Annotated in this window: 14 protein-coding genes; 10 read left to right on the top strand and 4 right to left on the bottom strand. The window is 71.8% G+C overall.

Going from position 1 to position 16,124, the window contains the following annotated elements:
* Positions 1–101: 101 nt before the first annotated feature.
* Both msrA and AB0B48_RS06390 read right to left on the bottom strand, forming a co-directional pair.
* Complete coding sequence (gene msrA / locus AB0B48_RS06385) at positions 102–764, bottom strand: peptide-methionine (S)-S-oxide reductase MsrA (RefSeq protein WP_357196751.1); 663 nt, start codon at positions 762–764, stop codon at positions 102–104.
* A gap of 76 nt (positions 765–840) precedes the next feature.
* The gene (locus AB0B48_RS06390) at positions 841–1,263 is read right to left on the bottom strand and encodes an HIT family protein (protein ID WP_357196754.1); all 423 of its coding nucleotides are present in this window, start codon (positions 1,261–1,263) and stop codon (positions 841–843) included.
* Positions 1,264–1,404: 141 nt separating this feature from the next.
* On the opposite strand from AB0B48_RS06390, the gene AB0B48_RS06395 reads away from it, so the two are divergent.
* The 4 genes from AB0B48_RS06395 to ilvA all read left to right on the top strand — a co-directional run bounded on the left by AB0B48_RS06395 (position 1,405) and on the right by ilvA (position 6,413).
* Positions 1,405–2,448: a hypothetical protein gene (locus AB0B48_RS06395; protein ID WP_357196757.1), complete on the top strand. Its 1,044-nt coding sequence runs from the start codon at positions 1,405–1,407 to the stop codon at positions 2,446–2,448.
* Positions 2,449–2,558: 110 nt separating this feature from the next.
* Positions 2,559–3,701 carry a cystathionine gamma-synthase gene (locus AB0B48_RS06400; protein WP_355005630.1) on the top strand — a complete coding sequence of 381 codons (1,143 nt, stop codon included), beginning with the start codon at positions 2,559–2,561 and terminating at the stop codon, positions 3,699–3,701.
* A 13-nt stretch (positions 3,702–3,714) separates the two neighbouring features.
* Entirely contained in the window at positions 3,715–5,124 is a 1,410-nt protein-coding gene (locus AB0B48_RS06405) for an amidase family protein (protein WP_357196760.1), read from the top strand.
* A 68-nt stretch (positions 5,125–5,192) separates the two neighbouring features.
* Positions 5,193–6,413, top strand: a complete 1,221-nt coding sequence (gene ilvA / locus AB0B48_RS06410) for a threonine ammonia-lyase (protein WP_357196763.1) — start codon at positions 5,193–5,195, stop codon at positions 6,411–6,413.
* Positions 6,414–6,510: 97 nt separating this feature from the next.
* On the opposite strand, the gene greA is transcribed toward ilvA, so the two are convergent.
* Positions 6,511–7,008: a transcription elongation factor GreA gene (gene greA, locus AB0B48_RS06415; RefSeq protein WP_357196766.1), complete on the bottom strand. Its 498-nt coding sequence runs from the start codon at positions 7,006–7,008 to the stop codon at positions 6,511–6,513.
* Positions 7,009–7,164: 156 nt separating this feature from the next.
* Positions 7,165–7,605, bottom strand: coding sequence for a DUF4307 domain-containing protein (locus AB0B48_RS06420; protein WP_357196770.1), 441 nt, complete (start codon positions 7,603–7,605; stop codon positions 7,165–7,167).
* Positions 7,606–7,808: 203 nt separating this feature from the next.
* Between AB0B48_RS06420 and mca the strand changes: the two genes are divergently transcribed.
* The 6 genes from mca (at position 7,809) to purE (ending at position 15,710) form a co-directional block, all read left to right on the top strand.
* On the top strand, positions 7,809–8,690 hold the full coding sequence (gene mca, locus AB0B48_RS06425) for a mycothiol conjugate amidase Mca (protein WP_203126352.1): 882 nt from the start codon (positions 7,809–7,811) through the stop codon (positions 8,688–8,690).
* A gap of 48 nt (positions 8,691–8,738) precedes the next feature.
* A complete protein-coding gene (locus AB0B48_RS06430) occupies positions 8,739–9,032 on the top strand; it encodes a hypothetical protein (protein ID WP_357196773.1) in 294 nt (97 codons plus the stop codon).
* A gap of 179 nt (positions 9,033–9,211) precedes the next feature.
* Positions 9,212–11,743, top strand: coding sequence for a bifunctional diguanylate cyclase/phosphodiesterase (locus AB0B48_RS06435; RefSeq protein WP_357196776.1), 2,532 nt, complete (start codon positions 9,212–9,214; stop codon positions 11,741–11,743).
* A 52-nt stretch (positions 11,744–11,795) separates the two neighbouring features.
* A complete protein-coding gene (locus tag AB0B48_RS06440; RefSeq protein WP_357196779.1) occupies positions 11,796–13,832 on the top strand; it encodes a thioredoxin domain-containing protein in 2,037 nt (678 codons plus the stop codon).
* Positions 13,833–13,953: 121 nt separating this feature from the next.
* Complete coding sequence (locus AB0B48_RS06445; RefSeq protein ID WP_357196782.1) at positions 13,954–15,129, top strand: 5-(carboxyamino)imidazole ribonucleotide synthase; 1,176 nt, start codon at positions 13,954–13,956, stop codon at positions 15,127–15,129.
* 83 nt (positions 15,130–15,212) lie between these two features.
* Entirely contained in the window at positions 15,213–15,710 is a 498-nt protein-coding gene (gene purE / locus AB0B48_RS06450; RefSeq protein ID WP_357196785.1) for a 5-(carboxyamino)imidazole ribonucleotide mutase, read from the top strand.
* Positions 15,711–16,124: the final 414 nt, after the last annotated feature.

Below are 16,124 nucleotides of genomic sequence, written 5' to 3' on the forward strand. Positions count from 1 at the left end.
AACAAACAGTCCTTGGCCTTGGGGTCCGCATGGGTTTGGCGCCCCCCCGCGGGGGGGGGGGGGCGAGCGCCGCGCCCCGACGACAGGGTGGTGCGTCGTGGTCAGCCGCCGACTCGGGCCACGCCGACCGGGCAGCTCAGCCCGTTCGGGCCGTGGTTGCAGTACCCGTTCGGGTTCTTGGTCGGCGCGAGGTACTGCTGGTGGTAGTCCTCGGCGAAGTAGTAGCTGCCGAGCGGGGCGATCTCAGTGGTGATCGCACCCTTGCCGGCCCGCGTCACGATCGGCTGGAACGCGTCGCGGGACGACTCCGCGATGGTCCGCTGTCCGTCGGTGGTCGTGTAGATCGCCGAGCGGTACTGCGTGCCCACGTCGTTGCCCTGGCGCATGCCCTGGGTCGGGTCGTGGTTCTCCCAGAAGACCTTCAGCAGATCCTCGTAGTTGATCTTGCTGGGGTCGTACACCACCTGGACGACCTCGGCGTGCCCGGTCCGGCCGGAACACGTCTCCTCGTACGTCGGGTTCTTGGTGATGCCACCCGCGTAGCCGGCGGAGGTGGTGTAGACGCCGGGAAGCGTCCAGAACAGCCGTTCGGCACCCCAGAAACAGCCCATGCCGAAGACCGCGACCTGGAGGCCCTCAGGGAACGGGCCCTGCAACGGGGTGCCCAGCACCTCGTGGCGGTCGGCGACCGGCATGGCGATCGGACGGCCCGGCAGGGCTTGGTCGGGCGAGACCATATCGGCGTTCATACGGCGCAAAAACACGGTGGGGATCTCCTCTCGTACCTCTCCCAGCGTGTAACACCGGAGGGTCCAGCTTCCTTACCCGCGTGACCGTCAGTCAGGCCCCGCCGGGCAGTGCTGCCGCGATCCGGTCCGCGTACGTCTGGGCCTCGGTGTCGTCGTCGTACCTCGTGCGCGGCCAGAAGAAGCCCCGCAACCCGTCGCCCTTGGTGCGCGGGACCACGTGGGTGTGCAGGTGGGGCACCGATTGGGACACCTTGTTGTTCATCGCCACGAACGTCCCACCGGCGCCGAGGGCGGTCTCCACCGCCACCGCCAGCCGCTGAACCATGGCGAAGTAGGCGGGCAGCAGGTCGGCCGGCAACTCCGCCAGGGTCACCAGGTGCGGCCGGGGCACCACCAGAACATGCCCCTTGAACACCGGCCGGGTGTCCAGGAACGCCACCCCGTCCGGGGTGTCGGCCACCCGGAACGCCGGCACCTCGCCCGTCACGATCCCGCAGAACACGCAACCGCTCATCGGGCCAGGTTATGCCGGCGGCCTCGCGGGTCACGGCGCCCCCCGCGCCTGAACCGGCTGTGGTAGTCATCTACGTGAATGAATGAGCGCGGGACGATCCCGGCCGTCGGCGTCCGCGTCGATGCTCTGAGAGGACGAAGCTTGCAGATCAGAAGAGGTCTCACCCTGGTGCTGGCGGCGCTGACCGCCGGGCTGCTCACCGGCGCGGCCCCGGGCCACGCCCAGGCGGCCGCCGCGCAGACCGCCACCCCACTGCCGCTGAACACGGTGGCCGACGTGGTGTCGGCCGGTGACCGGGTCTTCGTCAGCGGTGGCAGGTCCGCCACCGATGTCGTGGTGACCAGCGCGACAGGCACTGTGGTCGGCACGCTGTCGGGCCTGCCCGGCCCCACCGACCTGCTGCTCAGCGCCGACCGGCGGACCCTCTACGTGGCGCTGCCGACCGCCAACGCCATCGCCGCCTTCGACACCGGCTCGCTGGTCGAGTCGGCCCGGTACGACACCGGCGCGGGCGAGTGCCCGTCGTCGCTGGCGTTGACCGGCCGGTACCTGTGGTTCGGCTACGGCTGTGACCAGTGGGGCGGCAACATCGGCCAGATCGACCTGGGGCGCCAGCCGGCCCGGGTGACGACGGGGATGGCCACCACCCAGGACTTCTACGGCGCTCCGCTGCTGGCCGCCGCCAGTCAGAACCGATCGGTGCTGCTGGCCGGGCAGGTGTCGTTGAGCCCGGCGTCGGTCTACGCGTACGCGCTCGGAGCCGGGGGAGCGCTCACCCTGCTGCGGGTCAACGAGTGGACGGTGATCGGCAGCAACCTGCAGGACATCGCCCTCGACCCGACCGGCACCACCCTCTACACCGCGGCCGGCGCCCCGTACGTGGTGCAGGCGTTTCCGTTCGCCGACATCACCACCCCCTCGGCGATCTTCCCCACCGGCGCCTACCCGACCGCCGTCGAGCCGTCCCGCGACGGCACCAGGATCGCCGCCGCGGCGGACACCTCGTACCTGTTCGTCTATCAGCCTGACGGAACCGAACTGACCCGCTTCGTGCTGGGAGGCGGTGAGCTGACCCCGGGTGGGCTGGCCTGGTCGCCGAACGGTGCACGGCTCTACGCGCTCTCCTACGACTGGACCGGGCGGAACCAGGCCACCCTGCACGTCCTGCCCGTACCGGCCGGCTGACCGACCGTCGGCCCCTGGCTGGCACGTGGGGGCCGGGCCGGAAGGTCCGGCCCCCACCGGGAGCGCGGGTTCCGTTCCAGCCCTCGGGACGGGGCACTAGCCTCACCAGAATGAGTCACGGCTTCGAGACGCTCGCCATCCACGCCGGTCAGGACCCCGAGGCCCGCACCGGCGCGGTGATACCACCGATCTACCAGACCAGCACGTACGCCCAGGACGCCGTCGGCGCACCTCGCCTCGGCTACGAGTACAGCCGCTCCGGCAACCCGACCCGTGACGCGCTCCAGGAGTGCCTGGCGGCGTTGGAGGGCGGGCCGGTCGGTCTCGCCTTCGCCAGTGGCCTCGCGGCGGAGGACACCCTGCTGCGGGCCGTGTGCCAGCCCGGTGACCACGTGGTGATCCCGGACGACGCGTACGGCGGCACGTACCGGCTCTTCGCCCGGGTCGCGCAGCGCTGGGGCCTGGAGTTCAGCCCGGCCAAGGTCTCCGACCCGGACGCGGTCCGGGCGGCGGTGCAGCCCGGCCGCACGAAGATCGTCTGGGTGGAGACGCCGACCAATCCGCTGCTCGGCATCGCCGACATCGCCGCCCTGGCCGCCGTGGCACATGACGCGGGCGCCCTGCTGGTGGTGGACAACACCTTCGCCTCGCCGTACCTCCAGCAGCCGATCGCCTTCGGCGCGGACGTGGTGGTGCACTCGACCACCAAGTACGTCGGCGGGCACTCCGACGTGGTCGGTGGCGCCCTCGTCGTCGCCGACGCCGGACTCGGCGAGGAGTTGCGCTACCACCAGAACGCCATGGGCGCGATCAACGGGCCGTTCGACGCCTGGCTCACCCTGCGCGGCATCAAGACCCTCGGGGTACGCATGGATCGGCACTGCGACAACGCCGAGCGGCTCGCCGCGTACCTCGACGGTCACGCCAAGGTCGCCCAGGTGCTCTATCCGGGGCTGCCCTCGCACCCCGGTCACGAGGTCGCCGCCAAGCAGATGCGCCGGTTCGGCGGCATGATCTCGTTCCGCGCCGCCGGTGGTGAGGACCACGCCGTCGAGATCTGCAACCGGGCCAAGCTCTTCGTGCTCGCCGAGTCGCTGGGTGGTGTGGAATCCCTGATCGAGCACCCGGGTCGGATGACACACGCAAGTGCTGCCGGCTCGCCGCTTGAAGTTCCCGGCGATCTCGTGCGACTGTCTGTCGGCATCGAGACGGTCGACGACCTACTCGCCGATCTGGAGCAGGCGCTGGGCTGACCGCTGGGGAAGGATGGCCGTGCAGGACATCATGGCGACCTGGGTCGGAGCGACCGCCAAGCAGATCGCCCGGGGCGTACGTCGAGGTGACGTCTCGGCGACCCAGGTCGTCGCCGACCACCTCGAGTACATCTCCCGAGCCGACCGTGAGCTGGCCGCGTTCCGCGCCGTTCGCGGCGGTGAGGCGATCACCGAGGCGGAGAAGGTCGACGAGCAGGAGGACCTGGCCAACCTGCCGCTGGCCGGGGTTCCGGTGGCGGTCAAGGAGAACACACCGGTCGCCGGCCTGCCCACCTGGAACGGGTCGGCCGCCGCCCGCACCGACGTGTCGGAGGCCGACCACGAGGTGGTGCGTCGGCTGCGCGGCGCCGGCGCGGTGATCCTCGGCGTGACCCGAATGCCGGAGCTGGGGCTGTGGGCGCTCACCGACGACGACAGCGCGGTGACCCGTAACCCGTGGGACAGCACGCGTACCCCCGGTGGGTCCTCCGGTGGTGCCGCCGCAGCGGTCGCGGCCGGACTGGTGCCGATTGCGCACGCGAACGACGGTCTCGGCTCGATCCGGATTCCGGCGGCCTGCTGCGGCCTCGTCGGGCTCAAGCCGGGTCGGGGCGTGGTCCCCTGCCAGCTCGGGGCGGACGACTGGTTCGGCCTCACCGAGCACGGCATGTTGACCAGCACGGTCGCCGACGCGGCTGTCGGCTTCTCGGTGCTCGCCGGCCGGCGTCCCGAGAAGCTGGTCCCCCCGCAGCGGCTGCGGGTGGGTGTCTCGCTGCGCTCCCCGGTGCGTGGTGTCGCACCGGACGCGCCCAACCGCGACGCGGTCGCCGCCGCCGGTCGGCTCCTCGCCGCCGCCGGGCACGACACCGTGCCCGCCGATCCGGTCTACCCGACCGCTCTCGGCCTCCAGGGCATCGCCACCTGGTTCGCCGCTGCCGCAACCGACGTCCGGGCCTCCGGTCTGGACCGGCGTGGGCTGCAACGGCGTACCCGGCGACACGTCGCACTCGGCGAGTGGGCGCAGCGTCGCGGCTACGTGCGGGAGGCGGACCGGGCCGCCTGGCGGCAACGGTCGGTCGACTTCTTCACCGACCACTCGGTCGACCTGCTCCTCACCCCGGCGCTGGCCAGCGCGCCACCGGAGGCGGCCCGCTGGTCGGAGCGGTCCTGGCGGGCGAACATGACAGCCAACATCCGGTACGCCCCGTACGCCGCACCCTGGAACATCGCCGGCCTGCCGGCGGTCGTCGTGCCGGTCGGACGCCGCCCCGACGGTCTGCCGGTCGCCGTGCAGCTGGTCGGTCCGCCCGGCTCGGAGCTGCTGCTGCTCGGTGTGGCCGGGCAGTTCGAGATGGCCGCCCCGTGGACGCGCCACGCCCCCGGTTATCCCCGCGTCGAGACGGGGTCGACGGCCACCGCGTGATCGTCTCCGGCACGCCTCGCACCGGTGTCGCCGCAGGGTGCCCCGGGGGCGAATGGCACGATCGGGGCATGACGGAACTGGTCGGTCTCGACGACGTGCGGGCCGCACGGGAGTTGCTCGCTGGCGTCACCCGCACCACCCCGCTGGAGCCCTCCCGGCCGCTCAGCGCGGCTCTGGGCGGGCCGACGTGGCTCAAGTGCGAGAACGTGCAGCGCGCCGGCTCGTACAAGGTGCGGGGCGCGTACGTGCGGATCTCCCGGTTGTCGGCCGCGGAGCGGGAGCGTGGGGTGGTCGCGGCGAGCGCGGGCAACCACGCGCAGGGCGTGGCTCTCGCCGCCGGCCTGGTCGGCACGCACGCCACCGTCTTCATGCCGGTCAACGCGCCGCTGCCGAAGGTGGCCGCCACGAAGGGGTACGGCGCGCAGGTCGAGTTGGCCGGGAACACGGTCGACGAGTCGCTGGTCGCGGCGCACACGTACGCCGAGCGCACCGGAGCGGTGCTGATCCACCCGTTCGACCACCCTGATGTGATCGCCGGGCAGGGCACTGTGGCGCTGGAGATCCTCGAACAGTGCCCGGAGGTAAAGACGATCATCACCGGGGTGGGTGGCGGCGGTCTGATCTCGGGCATGGCGGTGGCCGCCAAGGCGTTGCGCCCGGACGTCCGGATCATCGGCGTGCAGGCGGCCGGAGCGGCGGCGTTCCCGCCCTCACTGGTGGCCGGGGAACCGGTCCGGCTGCCCATCTTCTCCACCATCGCCGACGGCATCGCGGTCGGCCGGCCGGGCGAGATCACCTTCAACCACGTGCGCAAGCTGGTCGACGAGATCGTCACGGTCTCCGAGGAGGACATCTCCCGGGCTCTGCTGATGCTGCTGGAGCGGGGAAAGCAGGTGGTCGAGCCGGCCGGTGCGGTCGGTGTGGCCGCGCTGCTGGCCGGTGTGGTCGAGGTGGAGACGCCGGTGGTCGCGGTGCTCTCCGGCGGCAACATCGACCCGCTGCTGATGATGCGGGTGATCGAGCACGGGTTGGCCGCGGCGGGCCGCTACCTGCGGGTGACCGTGCGCTGTTCGGACCGGCCGGGGCAGCTCGCGTCGCTGCTCAGCCAGATCGCCGAGCACCGGGCCAACGTGGTGGACGTGGAACACCAGCGGGCCAACCCGCACCTCAGCCTCGGCGAGGTGGAGGTGGCGCTGTCGGTGGAAACCCGTGGTGTCGAGCACTCGGACACCCTGATCAGCGCCCTGCGGGCCAGCGGCTACCAGGTGGTCTTCGCGGCCGAGGCGTGACACCTGTGGGTGCCACGCCTCGGATGCGCAGTGTGTCGGCAGCGGGGTGCCGGCGTCGGTCGACCCGGTCGGAAGCGGGTGACGCGATCGGCGACGGTCAGCCGGAGAACGGCTCGAAGCTGACCACTGTCACCTTGATGTCGGCGCCGCTGGGGGCCGTGTAGGTGCAGGTCTGCCCGGCGCGGCCGCCCAGGATCGCCTTGCCCAGCGCGGACTCGGGGCTGTAGACGGTCAGGTCGGTGGTGGCGGCGATCTCCCGGGAACCGAGCAGGAAGGTCTCGGTGTCGTTCGTGTCGTCGTCGAAGTAGATCGTCACCACCATGCCGGGCGACACCGCGTCCGCCGTCGGCGCCGCGCCGACCTTCGCGGTGCGCAGCAGCTCCTGGAGGTAGCGGATGCGGCCCTCGGCCTTGCCCTGCTCCTCGCGGGCGGCGTGGTAGCCGCCGTTCTCCTTCAGGTCGCCCTCCTCGCGCCGAGCGTTGATCTCGGCTGCGATCACCGGGCGGTTGGCGATGTGCTCGTCGAGCTCGGCCTGGAGGCGGTCGTACGCGTCCTGGGACAGCCAGGTGGCGGGCGCCTCGTTGCCAGTGGACACAGGCGTTCTCCTCAGTTGTGCGTGGCTGGCTGACAGGTGAACTACCAAGTTACCAGTGCGGTACGACACAGCGTGTCGGCCATCACCGCCGGTGTCCGGATCACACACCGGGGGTGAACGCCCCGTCAGCCCCAATTCTGGTGCTGTTTGGGCAGCTCAGGAGGGTGCTCGGCAGCGCAGTACCTCACCGATGAACGGCCGCGCGGTGGTCGTCAGACGGTGCCGGGTCGTGACGTGCCGATCCCCGGGGTCGGCGGTGACGGTGACCTCTTCGCGGCCGACCTCGGCGCCGGCACGGTCCCGGGCACGCAGCACGCAGACCGCTGACCCACCGGACGGGACCGTCACCCGAAAGTCGACAAGCACCTGCTTGTCCGTGATGTCGGTGTAGGTGATCACCTGGGCGTCGTAGACCGGGTCGCCGTACTGGCGGTAGAGCCGGACCGAGATCACGGTCAGCGTCGCGACGAGCGCGAACAGCGCCAGCGCGGCCATCAGCGTACGGCGGCGCTTTCCGCCCGGTGCCCGACGGCGGCCGTAGCGTCCGGCCGGGAATACCGGCGCGCCTGGTGAAATTGTGGCGTGCGTCTCGGTCACCGGCGGGTATCTCCTGGCGTTGTTGTCGGCGGCATCGGCAAGAATGACAGAGCCCCATCCTCCCACCCGGTCCAGCGGCAGGAATGGCAGGTCATGCCCGGCGCTGGTGGCCGGTGACAGGGTGCGGTGAGGAAAGACCCCGGCAGGTCAGCCGGTCGAGCCCGGTCGGGTCCACCGTCCGGCACAGACGAGGAGCGCCGAAGTTGGCAGAGCAACTGCGTCTCATGGCCGTGCACGCGCACCCGGACGACGAGTCGAGCAAGGGCGCGGCGACGACGGCGAAATATGTCGCTCAGGGGGTGGACGTCCTGGTCGTGACGTGCACCGGTGGCGAGCGCGGGAGCGTGCTCAACCCCAAGCTCGACCGACCCGACGTGTGGGCGAACATCGGCGAGATCCGGCGTGCCGAGATGGACGCCGCGCGGGCGATCCTCGGCGTCGACCAGGCCTGGCTGGGCTTCGTCGACTCGGGTCTGCCCGAGGGCGATCCGCTGCCGCCGCTGCCCGAGGGCTGTTTCGCCCTCCAGGACGTCGAGGTCGCTGCGGGCCCGCTGGTGCGGTTGATGCGCGAGTTCCGTCCGCACGTGGTGACCACGTACGACGAGGAGGGTGGCTACCCGCACCCGGACCACATCATGTGCCACAAGGTGAGCGTGGCCGCGTTCGAGGCCGCCGGTGACCCGGAGCGCTACCCGGAGCTGGGCGCGCCCTGGCAGCCACTGAAGCTCTACTACGACATCGGCTTCTCCAAGGGCAAGATCATGGCCTTGCACGAGGGCATGCTGGCCGCCGGTCTGGAGTCGCCCTACGAGGAGTGGCTCAAGCGGTGGGAGGACCGCCCCGACAAGGGCCCGCGGATCACCACCCGGGTCGAGTGCGCCGAATACTTCCCGGTCCGCGATGACGCGCTGCGCGCCCACGCCACCCAGGTCGACCCGGACGGCTTCTGGTTCCACGTGCCGATGGAGCTTCAGCGGCGCGCCTGGCCGACCGAGGATTACGAGCTGGCGCGCTCGATGGTCGACAGCCCGCTGCCAGAGTCCGACCTCTTCGCCGGGGTGCGGGAGACGGCGCACGCGCGCTGATTCCCGGCAGGGCTACCCTGGTTACCAACCGCACATCGGAGGAACGCCATGCTGACCGCTGCCCAGGTGCTCGCGGAGAACAACTTCGGGGACACCCGCACGGGTGGTCTGGCCGGGCCGATGGGCCTCTTCCTCATCCTGCTGCTGGCCACCGCGACCATTCTGCTGATCCGCAACATGAACGCTCGGCTGCGCCGTCTGCCGGACCGTTTCCCCACGCAGTCCGGGCCGACCGACCCCAGCAGGGCCGATGCGGCAGTCGCCGATCCGACAGACGGGACCGGGGGGCGTGATTCATCCACGCCCGCTCCCAACGGGCACCAGCAGCACCTGAACGGGTAGTCCGCGCGTGAATCACGCCGAACCGGGTGGTCGCCCCCTGTTGCGACCACCCGGTTTGGCTTAGCCTTCCGCCGGGGGGACCAAAAGTCTCCGAGCCGTGTGCGGGAGGGGGCGCCGATGACCAGCACAGCACCGGCCGCCCACCGCGACGTCGGTCGGTCGGCTGACGGGGGAGGTCGATGACCTCCGGTCCGGCCGACGACCCGTTCGATCGGCTCGGGGTGCGTGGCACACCGGGCCGGGTGCTCGTGCTCACCGCCGCCGTCACGCTGACCGCCCTGGCCGCCGCCGCGGTCGGGCTGACCCTCCCGGTCCGGCTGCCGGCCGACGACCCCCTCGGCGGTCCGGCCCGTTTCGGCATCGCCGTTGCCGTCCTGGCCCTCGCCCAGCTCGCCCGGCTGCGATTCCGCTCGGCCGCCGGCATGGTCAGCATCACCTGGGGCGAGGCGGCCCTGATCGTCTGCCTCTACCTGACTCCAGCCGGCTGGCTCCCGTCCGCCACGCTGCTCGGCACCGGGCTGGCCTGGACGCTGCTGTCACTGCACAGCGACCGCCGTCCGGCCCTGGAGATCGTCCGGATCGCCGCTTCGCTGGCCGCCGCGTCCGCACTGGCCGTCTCCGTGACCACCGCGCTCGGGCGGCCCCTGCTCTCGCCACCCACCCCGATCCTGGCGCTGGCCGTGATCGCCGGTTCGGTGACGTACCTCCTGGTGACCGCCTGGCTGGGCGGCGTGACGCTGGGTCTGCGGCACGGGCTGCCGATCGGGCCGCCGCTGCTCGCCGCACTGCGTGGCAAGCTGCTGATGTTCGTCGGCAACGTGGCGGTCGGCCTCGTGGTGGTCGCCCTTCTGGAACTCGACCCGCGCTGGTTGCTGTTGCTACCGCCGCTGCTGTGGCTGTTGCAGCAGACCTACCGTTACCGGCTGCGCTCCGATCAGGAGCGGCGCACCTGGCGTGCCTTCGCCGAGGCCACCGCGGCCCTCAACCAGCTCGACGAGCGGGGCGTGGCCAGCGCGGCGGTCACCGGGGCGCTGACCCTGTTCAACGCCGAGCTGGTGGACGTCGACGTGGCCCGGGCCGACGGCCGGTGGCACCGCTACCGGGGCGACGCCGGCGGTCAACTGGTCGACCGGGAGACCAGCCCGCCGGACCAGTCGGAGCCGGACGAGCACGAGCTGAGCCGGGCGCTGTCGGTCGGCGCCACGCCGGTCGGTCGGCTGCGGGTGCGGTTCCCCCGCTCGGCCCCACCCACGGCCCGGGAACGTGACGCGGTGGCCGCGTTCGGCGACGCCCTCGCCGCCGCTCTGCACGACGCCGCTACCCACCACGAGCTGCGGCTGGTGACAGCCCGTTCGTCGTACGAGGCGGTGCACGACCCGCTCACCGGGCTCGCCAACCGGGCGGCGATGCTGAGCAAGGGCGACCAGTCGCTGCGACAGCTCGGCCACGACCACCCGGTGGCGCTGTTGCTGCTGGACATCAACCAGTTCAAGGAAGTCAACGACACCCTCGGTCACGCGGCGGGTGACCAACTGCTGCGACTGACCGCGAACCGGCTCAACGCGCTGGTCCGCGCCGGTGACCTGCTCGGTCGACTCGGCGGCGACGAGTTCGCCCTGCTGCTCACGGCGGTGCCGGTGCTCGGCGATCGGGCCGCCCCGATGGCCCACGCGTTGCGTCAGGCCCGCGAGATCGCCGAACGGCTGGCCGCACCGACCGAGGTGGCCGGCGTACGGATGTCCATCGAGGTCTCGGTCGGGGTGGTGGTGGCCGCCGCGGGCACCGCGGACCTGACCGAGCTGCTGCGTCGGGCCGACATCGCGATGTACCAGGCCAAGGAGGGCGGCGGCAACGTCGCCGCGTACGACGGCGCACGCGACGCGGCCAGCACCGACCAGCTCGCCCTGCTGGCCGAGCTGCGTGAGGCGTTGACTGTCGACGATCAGCTGGTGCTGGCGTTGCAGCCGGCTGTCGACCTGGCCACGGGTGCGCCCACCGGGGTGGAGGCGCTGATCCGTTGGCAGCACCCCAGGCGTGGGTGGCTGAACCCGGCCGACTTCATCCGGCCGGTGGAGAACAGCGAGCAGCTCGGCGCCTTCACCCGCTACGTGCTGAACAAGGCGCTCAGCGTGGCCGCCGGCTGGGCCCGGGACGGGCTGGAAGTGCCGATCTCGGTCAACCTTTCGGCGCGCAGCCTGCTCGACCCCCGGTTGCCGGCGGAGATCGCCGAGGCGTTGCGCCGCCACCAGGTGCCGCCGCACCGGCTCGTTCTGGAGATCACCGAGACGGTGGTGATGAGCGAGCTGGAGGTCATCGACGAGGTGCTGGCGACGCTCCGGTCGATGGGCGTGCAACTCGCCGTTGACGACTTCGGCACCGGATTCTCGTCACTGACCTTCCTCACCCGGATCGCTGTGGACGAGTTGAAGGTGGACCGTTCCTTCGTCATCCGGATGGCCGACTCGCCGGAGGCCGCGGCGATCGTCCGGACGACAGTCGGCCTCGCTCACGAGTTGGGGTTGCGGGTGGTCGCCGAAGGGGTGGAGACCGCCGAGCAGCGAATGGCCCTGGCCGAGTTGGGCTGCACCTCCGCGCAGGGCTACCACTTCTTCAAGCCCATGCCGGCGGACAAGATCGGCGCGGTGCTGGGGTCGCTGCGCGACTCGGCGGAGTCGAACGTGTTCCGGCTCCGCGCCGACGGCGCGTCCTGACCGTCCGGGTGGAGCCCGCGCGGTCCGCGCCGGGGCTGGCTATGGTCGTCAGGTGAACCGACTCGCCGAGGCCACCAGTCCGTACCTGCTCCAGCACGCCGACAACCCGGTCGACTGGTGGCCCTGGTCGGACGAGGCGTTCGCCGAGGCGAAGCGGCGGGACGTTCCGGTGCTCATCTCGGTGGGCTACGCGGCCTGCCACTGGTGCCACGTCATGGCGCACGAGTCGTTCGAGAACGAGCAGGTCGGTGCCCTGATGAACGACAACTTCGTGTCGATCAAGGTGGATCGTGAGGAACGCCCGGACGTGGACGCGGTCTACATGACCGCCACCCAGGCGATGACCGGCCAGGGCGGTTGGCCGATGACCGTCTTCGCCACCCCGGACGGCACCCCGTTCTTCTGCGGCACCTACTTCCCCCGACCCAACTTCGTCCAGTTGCTCCAGTCGGTCGCCACCGCCTGGCGGGAGCAGCGCGAGGCGGTGCTGGGCCAGGGTGCCGCCGTGGTCGAGGCGATCGGCGGCGCGCAGGCCGTGGGCGGCCCCACCGCGCCGCTGGACGCCCCGCTGCTCGACGCGGCGGCCGCGAAGCTGGCCAGCGAGTACGACGCCACGAACGGCGGGTTCGGTGGCGCCCCGAAGTTTCCGCCGCACATGAACCTGCTCTTCCTGCTGCGCCACCACCAGCGCACCGGCGACCCGGGCAGCCTGGAGATCACCCGGCACACGGCCGAGGCGATGGCCCGGGGTGGCCTCTACGACCAGCTCGCGGGCGGCTTCGCCAGGTACTCGGTGGACGCGCACTGGACGGTGCCGCACTTCGAGAAGATGCTCTACGACAACGCGCTGCTGCTGCGGCTCTACACCCAGCTGTGGCGACTCACCGGCGACCCGCTGGCCCGCCGGGTGGCCCGCGACACCGCCCGGTTCCTCGCCGACGAGCTGCACCGGCCCGGGCAGGGGTTCGCGTCCGCACTGGACGCCGACACCGAGGGCGTCGAGGGGCTCACCTACGCCTGGACGCCCGCGCAGCTCGTGGAGGCGTTGGGCGAGGAGGACGGCCGGTTCGCCGCCGACCTGTTCACCGTCACCGACGACGGCACCTTTGAGAATGGCATGAGCGTGCTGCGGCTCGCCCGGGACGTGGACGACGCCGCGCCCGAGGTGCGCGCCCGCTGGCAGCAGGTGGTCGGGCGACTCCTCGCCGCCCGGGACACCCGCCCCCAGCCGGCCCTCGACGACAAGGTGGTGGCCGCCTGGAACGGTCTGGCGATCACCGCCATCGCCGAGTTCCAGCAGGTCGCCGCCGTGTACGCGTCCCCGCAGGATGAGGACGCCAACCTGATGGACGGCGTCACCATCGTCGCCGACGGGGCGATGCGCCAGGCCGCCGAGCACCTGGCCGCCGTACACCTGGTGGACGGCCGGCTGCGCCGGGTCTCCCGGGACGGCAAGGTCGGCGAGCCGGCCGGTGTCCTGGAGGACTACGGCTGTGTTGCCGAGGCCTTCTGCGCGCTGCACCAACTCACCGGCGAGGGCCGCTGGCTGACCCTGGCCGGCGAGCTGCTGGACACCGCCCTGGCGCACTTCGCCGCGCCCGGTGGCGCCTTCTACGACACCGCCGACGACGCGGAGCGGCTGGTCGCCCGCCCGGCCGACCCGACCGACAACGCCACGCCGTCCGGCCGGTCGGCGTTGATCGCCGGGCTGGTGGCGTACTCGGCGCTGACCGGGGAGACGCGCTACCGGGAGGCCGCCGAAGCGGCCCTCGGCACTGTCGCGCCGATCGTCGGTAAGCACCCCCGGTTCACCGGGTACGCGGCAACCGTCGGCGAGGCGTTGCTCTCCGGGCCGTACGAGATCGCCGTGGTCACCGACGACCCGGCCGGCGACCCCCTGGTGGCCGCCGCCCGCCGGCACGCGCCGCCCGGAGCGGTGGTCGTCGCCGGGCGTCCGGACCAGCCGGGTGTTCCGCTGCTCGCCGACCGTCCGCTGGTCGAGGGGCGGTCTGCCGCGTACGTCTGCCGGGGTTTCGTCTGCCAGCGGCCGGTTACCTCGGTCGAGGAGCTGGTAGCCGAGCTCGGCTGAGCGCACGGCCACGCCCGGTAGTCGCCCGCCCCGCCCGCCGGGTGGTCCCGCCAGCGCTTCCGAGGCGGGTCGCCAGCCCTCCCGGTGGGCCCGTCGACGGCCCGGATAGGCTGGCCGCGCTATGGATTCCCGTACCGGTCTGCCAGTTGTCGGCATGGTGGGTGGCGGTCAGTTGGCCCGAATGACCCACCAGGCCGCGATCGCCCTCGGCCAGTCACTGCGTGTGCTCGCGACCGCCCCTGACGACGGCGCGGCGCTGGTCGCCGCCGACGTCCAGTACGGCGACCACACCGACCTGGCCGCGCTGCGCACCTTCGCCAAGGGCTGCGACGTCGTCACCTTCGACCACGAGCACGTACCTTCCGAGCACATCCGCACGCTGGCGGCGGAAGGGGTGCCCCTATACCCGCCGGCGGACGCGCTGCTGCACGCCCAGGACAAGCAGGTCATGCGGGAACGCCTGACCGAGCTGGGTGCGCCCAACCCGGCCTGGCGGTCGGTCGCGGAGCCCGCCGACCTCGTCGGCTTCGGCGAGCAGGTCGGCTGGCCGGTGGTCCTCAAGGCGGCTCGGGGTGGGTACGACGGCCGGGGCGTCTGGATGGTCGACGACGCCGCCCAGGCCACCGAGTTGGCGACCACGCTGCTCGCTGGCGGCACCCGGCTGATCGTCGAGGAGCGGGTGCCGCTGCGGCGGGAGCTGGCCGTGCAGGTGGCCCGTTCGCCGTTCGGTCAGGTGGCTGCGTACCCCGTGGTCGAGACCGTGCAGCGCGACGGCATCAACGTGGAGGTCCTCGCCCCGGCCCCCGACCTGGACGAGGAGCTGGCGGTCTCCGCTCAGCAGCTCGCCATCGACCTGGCCACCGCGCTCGGTGTGATCGGCCTGCTGGCCGTGGAGTTGTTCGAGGTGCGCGACGACGCCGGCCGGCCTGCGATCGTGGTCAACGAGCTGGCGATGCGACCGCACAACTCCGGGCACTGGACCATCGAGGGTGCCCGGACTTCGCAGTTCGAGCAGCACCTGCGGGCCGTGCTGGACTACCCGATGGGTGACACCGCGCTGACCGCCCCGGTGGTGGTGTCGGCGAACGTGCTCGGCGGTGAGCCGGGCGGGATGTCGATCGACGAGCGGTTGCACCACCTCTTCGCCGCAGAGCCGGGCGCCAAGGTGCACCTGTACGGCAAGCAGGTGCGACCTGGCCGCAAGATCGGGCACGTCACAGTGCTCGGTGACGACCTGGACGACCTGCGGGCGCGGGCCGCACGCGCCGCGCGCTGGCTGCGCGAGGGCCACGAGTGAGCCACGGGTTCGAATGAACCACGGGTTCGGGTGAGCCAGGGTTTCGGGTGAACCACGGTTTTGGGAACGAGGAGAGGGCCGTAGTGAGCACTGTTGGCTTGATCATGGGCAGCGACTCGGACTGGCCGACCATGCGGGCCGCGGCCGAGGTGTTGGACGACTTCGGCGTGGCGTACGAGGTCCGGGTGATCTCGGCGCACCGGACTCCGGTCGCGATGATCGAGTACGGGCGCGACGCTGCCGACCGGGGCCTCAAGGTGATCATCGCGGGGGCCGGGGGTGCCGCCGCGCTGCCTGGCATGGTGGCCTCGGTGACGCCACTGCCGGTGATCGGCGTGCCGGTGCCGCTGAAGCACCTCGACGGCATGGACTCGCTGCTGTCCATCGTGCAGATGCCGGCCGGGGTCCCGGTCGCCACCGTGTCGATCGGCAACGCCCGCAACGCCGGCCTGCTCGCCGTGCGGATCCTCGGTGCCGTAGACGAGGGCCTGCGCGCCAAGATGGCGACCTACCAGCAGGACCTGGAGAAGCTGGTAGCAACAAAGGAAGCCGCCCTCCAAGCAACCCTGCCCCAGTCCTAACCCCCCAAAGGCCCGCCCTAGCTCTCGCGAGCCCCGCCCCGCCCTGCCCCTCGCGAGCCCCGCCCCGCCTTCGCGCCGCGAACCCCGCCCCGCCCCCGCGATCTTGCACTTTCGGTCGTTGTTCTGCGGCTATCGCGCCTTATGCCGCAACAGAAAGTGCAAGATCGCGCAAGGCCCACCGGCGAACCCGGCCCGCCCCGCGCCAGCCCTCGCAACCCCGGACCCCGACGGGTCGATCATGGAGTTATGGTGCCCGAAGAGAGGGCATTTACGGGTTTTGTCCCCCACCACAACTCCATGATCGGCGCCAGTGCGGGCGGGGGCGGGGGCGCGAGTGCGAGTGCGGGCGAGGGCGCGCGTGCGGGGCGGTCGCGGCCCGCGCTGTTCACGGGCCGCGTCTACTCACCCTGGCTG

The organism is Micromonospora sp. NPDC049089, assembly GCF_040648775.1.
Taxonomy (GTDB): domain Bacteria; phylum Actinomycetota; class Actinomycetes; order Mycobacteriales; family Micromonosporaceae; genus Micromonospora.

Bases quoted from the DNA above. Each gene is read 5' to 3' on its own strand.
- AB0B48_RS06400 (WP_355005630.1), top strand. From the start codon at position 2,559: ATGAGTCACGGCTTCGAGACGCTCGCCATCCACGCCGGTCAGGACCCC.
- ilvA (WP_357196763.1), top strand. From the start codon at position 5,193: ATGACGGAACTGGTCGGTCTCGACGACGTGCGGGCCGCACGGGAGTTG.
- AB0B48_RS06445 (WP_357196782.1), top strand. From the start codon at position 13,954: ATGGATTCCCGTACCGGTCTGCCAGTTGTCGGCATGGTGGGTGGCGGT.
- AB0B48_RS06405 (WP_357196760.1), top strand. From the start codon at position 3,715: ATGGCCGTGCAGGACATCATGGCGACCTGGGTCGGAGCGACCGCCAAG.
- AB0B48_RS06435 (WP_357196776.1), top strand. From the start codon at position 9,212: ATGACCTCCGGTCCGGCCGACGACCCGTTCGATCGGCTCGGGGTGCGT.
- AB0B48_RS06430 (WP_357196773.1), top strand. From the start codon at position 8,739: ATGCTGACCGCTGCCCAGGTGCTCGCGGAGAACAACTTCGGGGACACC.
- AB0B48_RS06390 (WP_357196754.1), bottom strand. From the start codon at position 1,263: ATGAGCGGTTGCGTGTTCTGCGGGATCGTGACGGGCGAGGTGCCGGCG.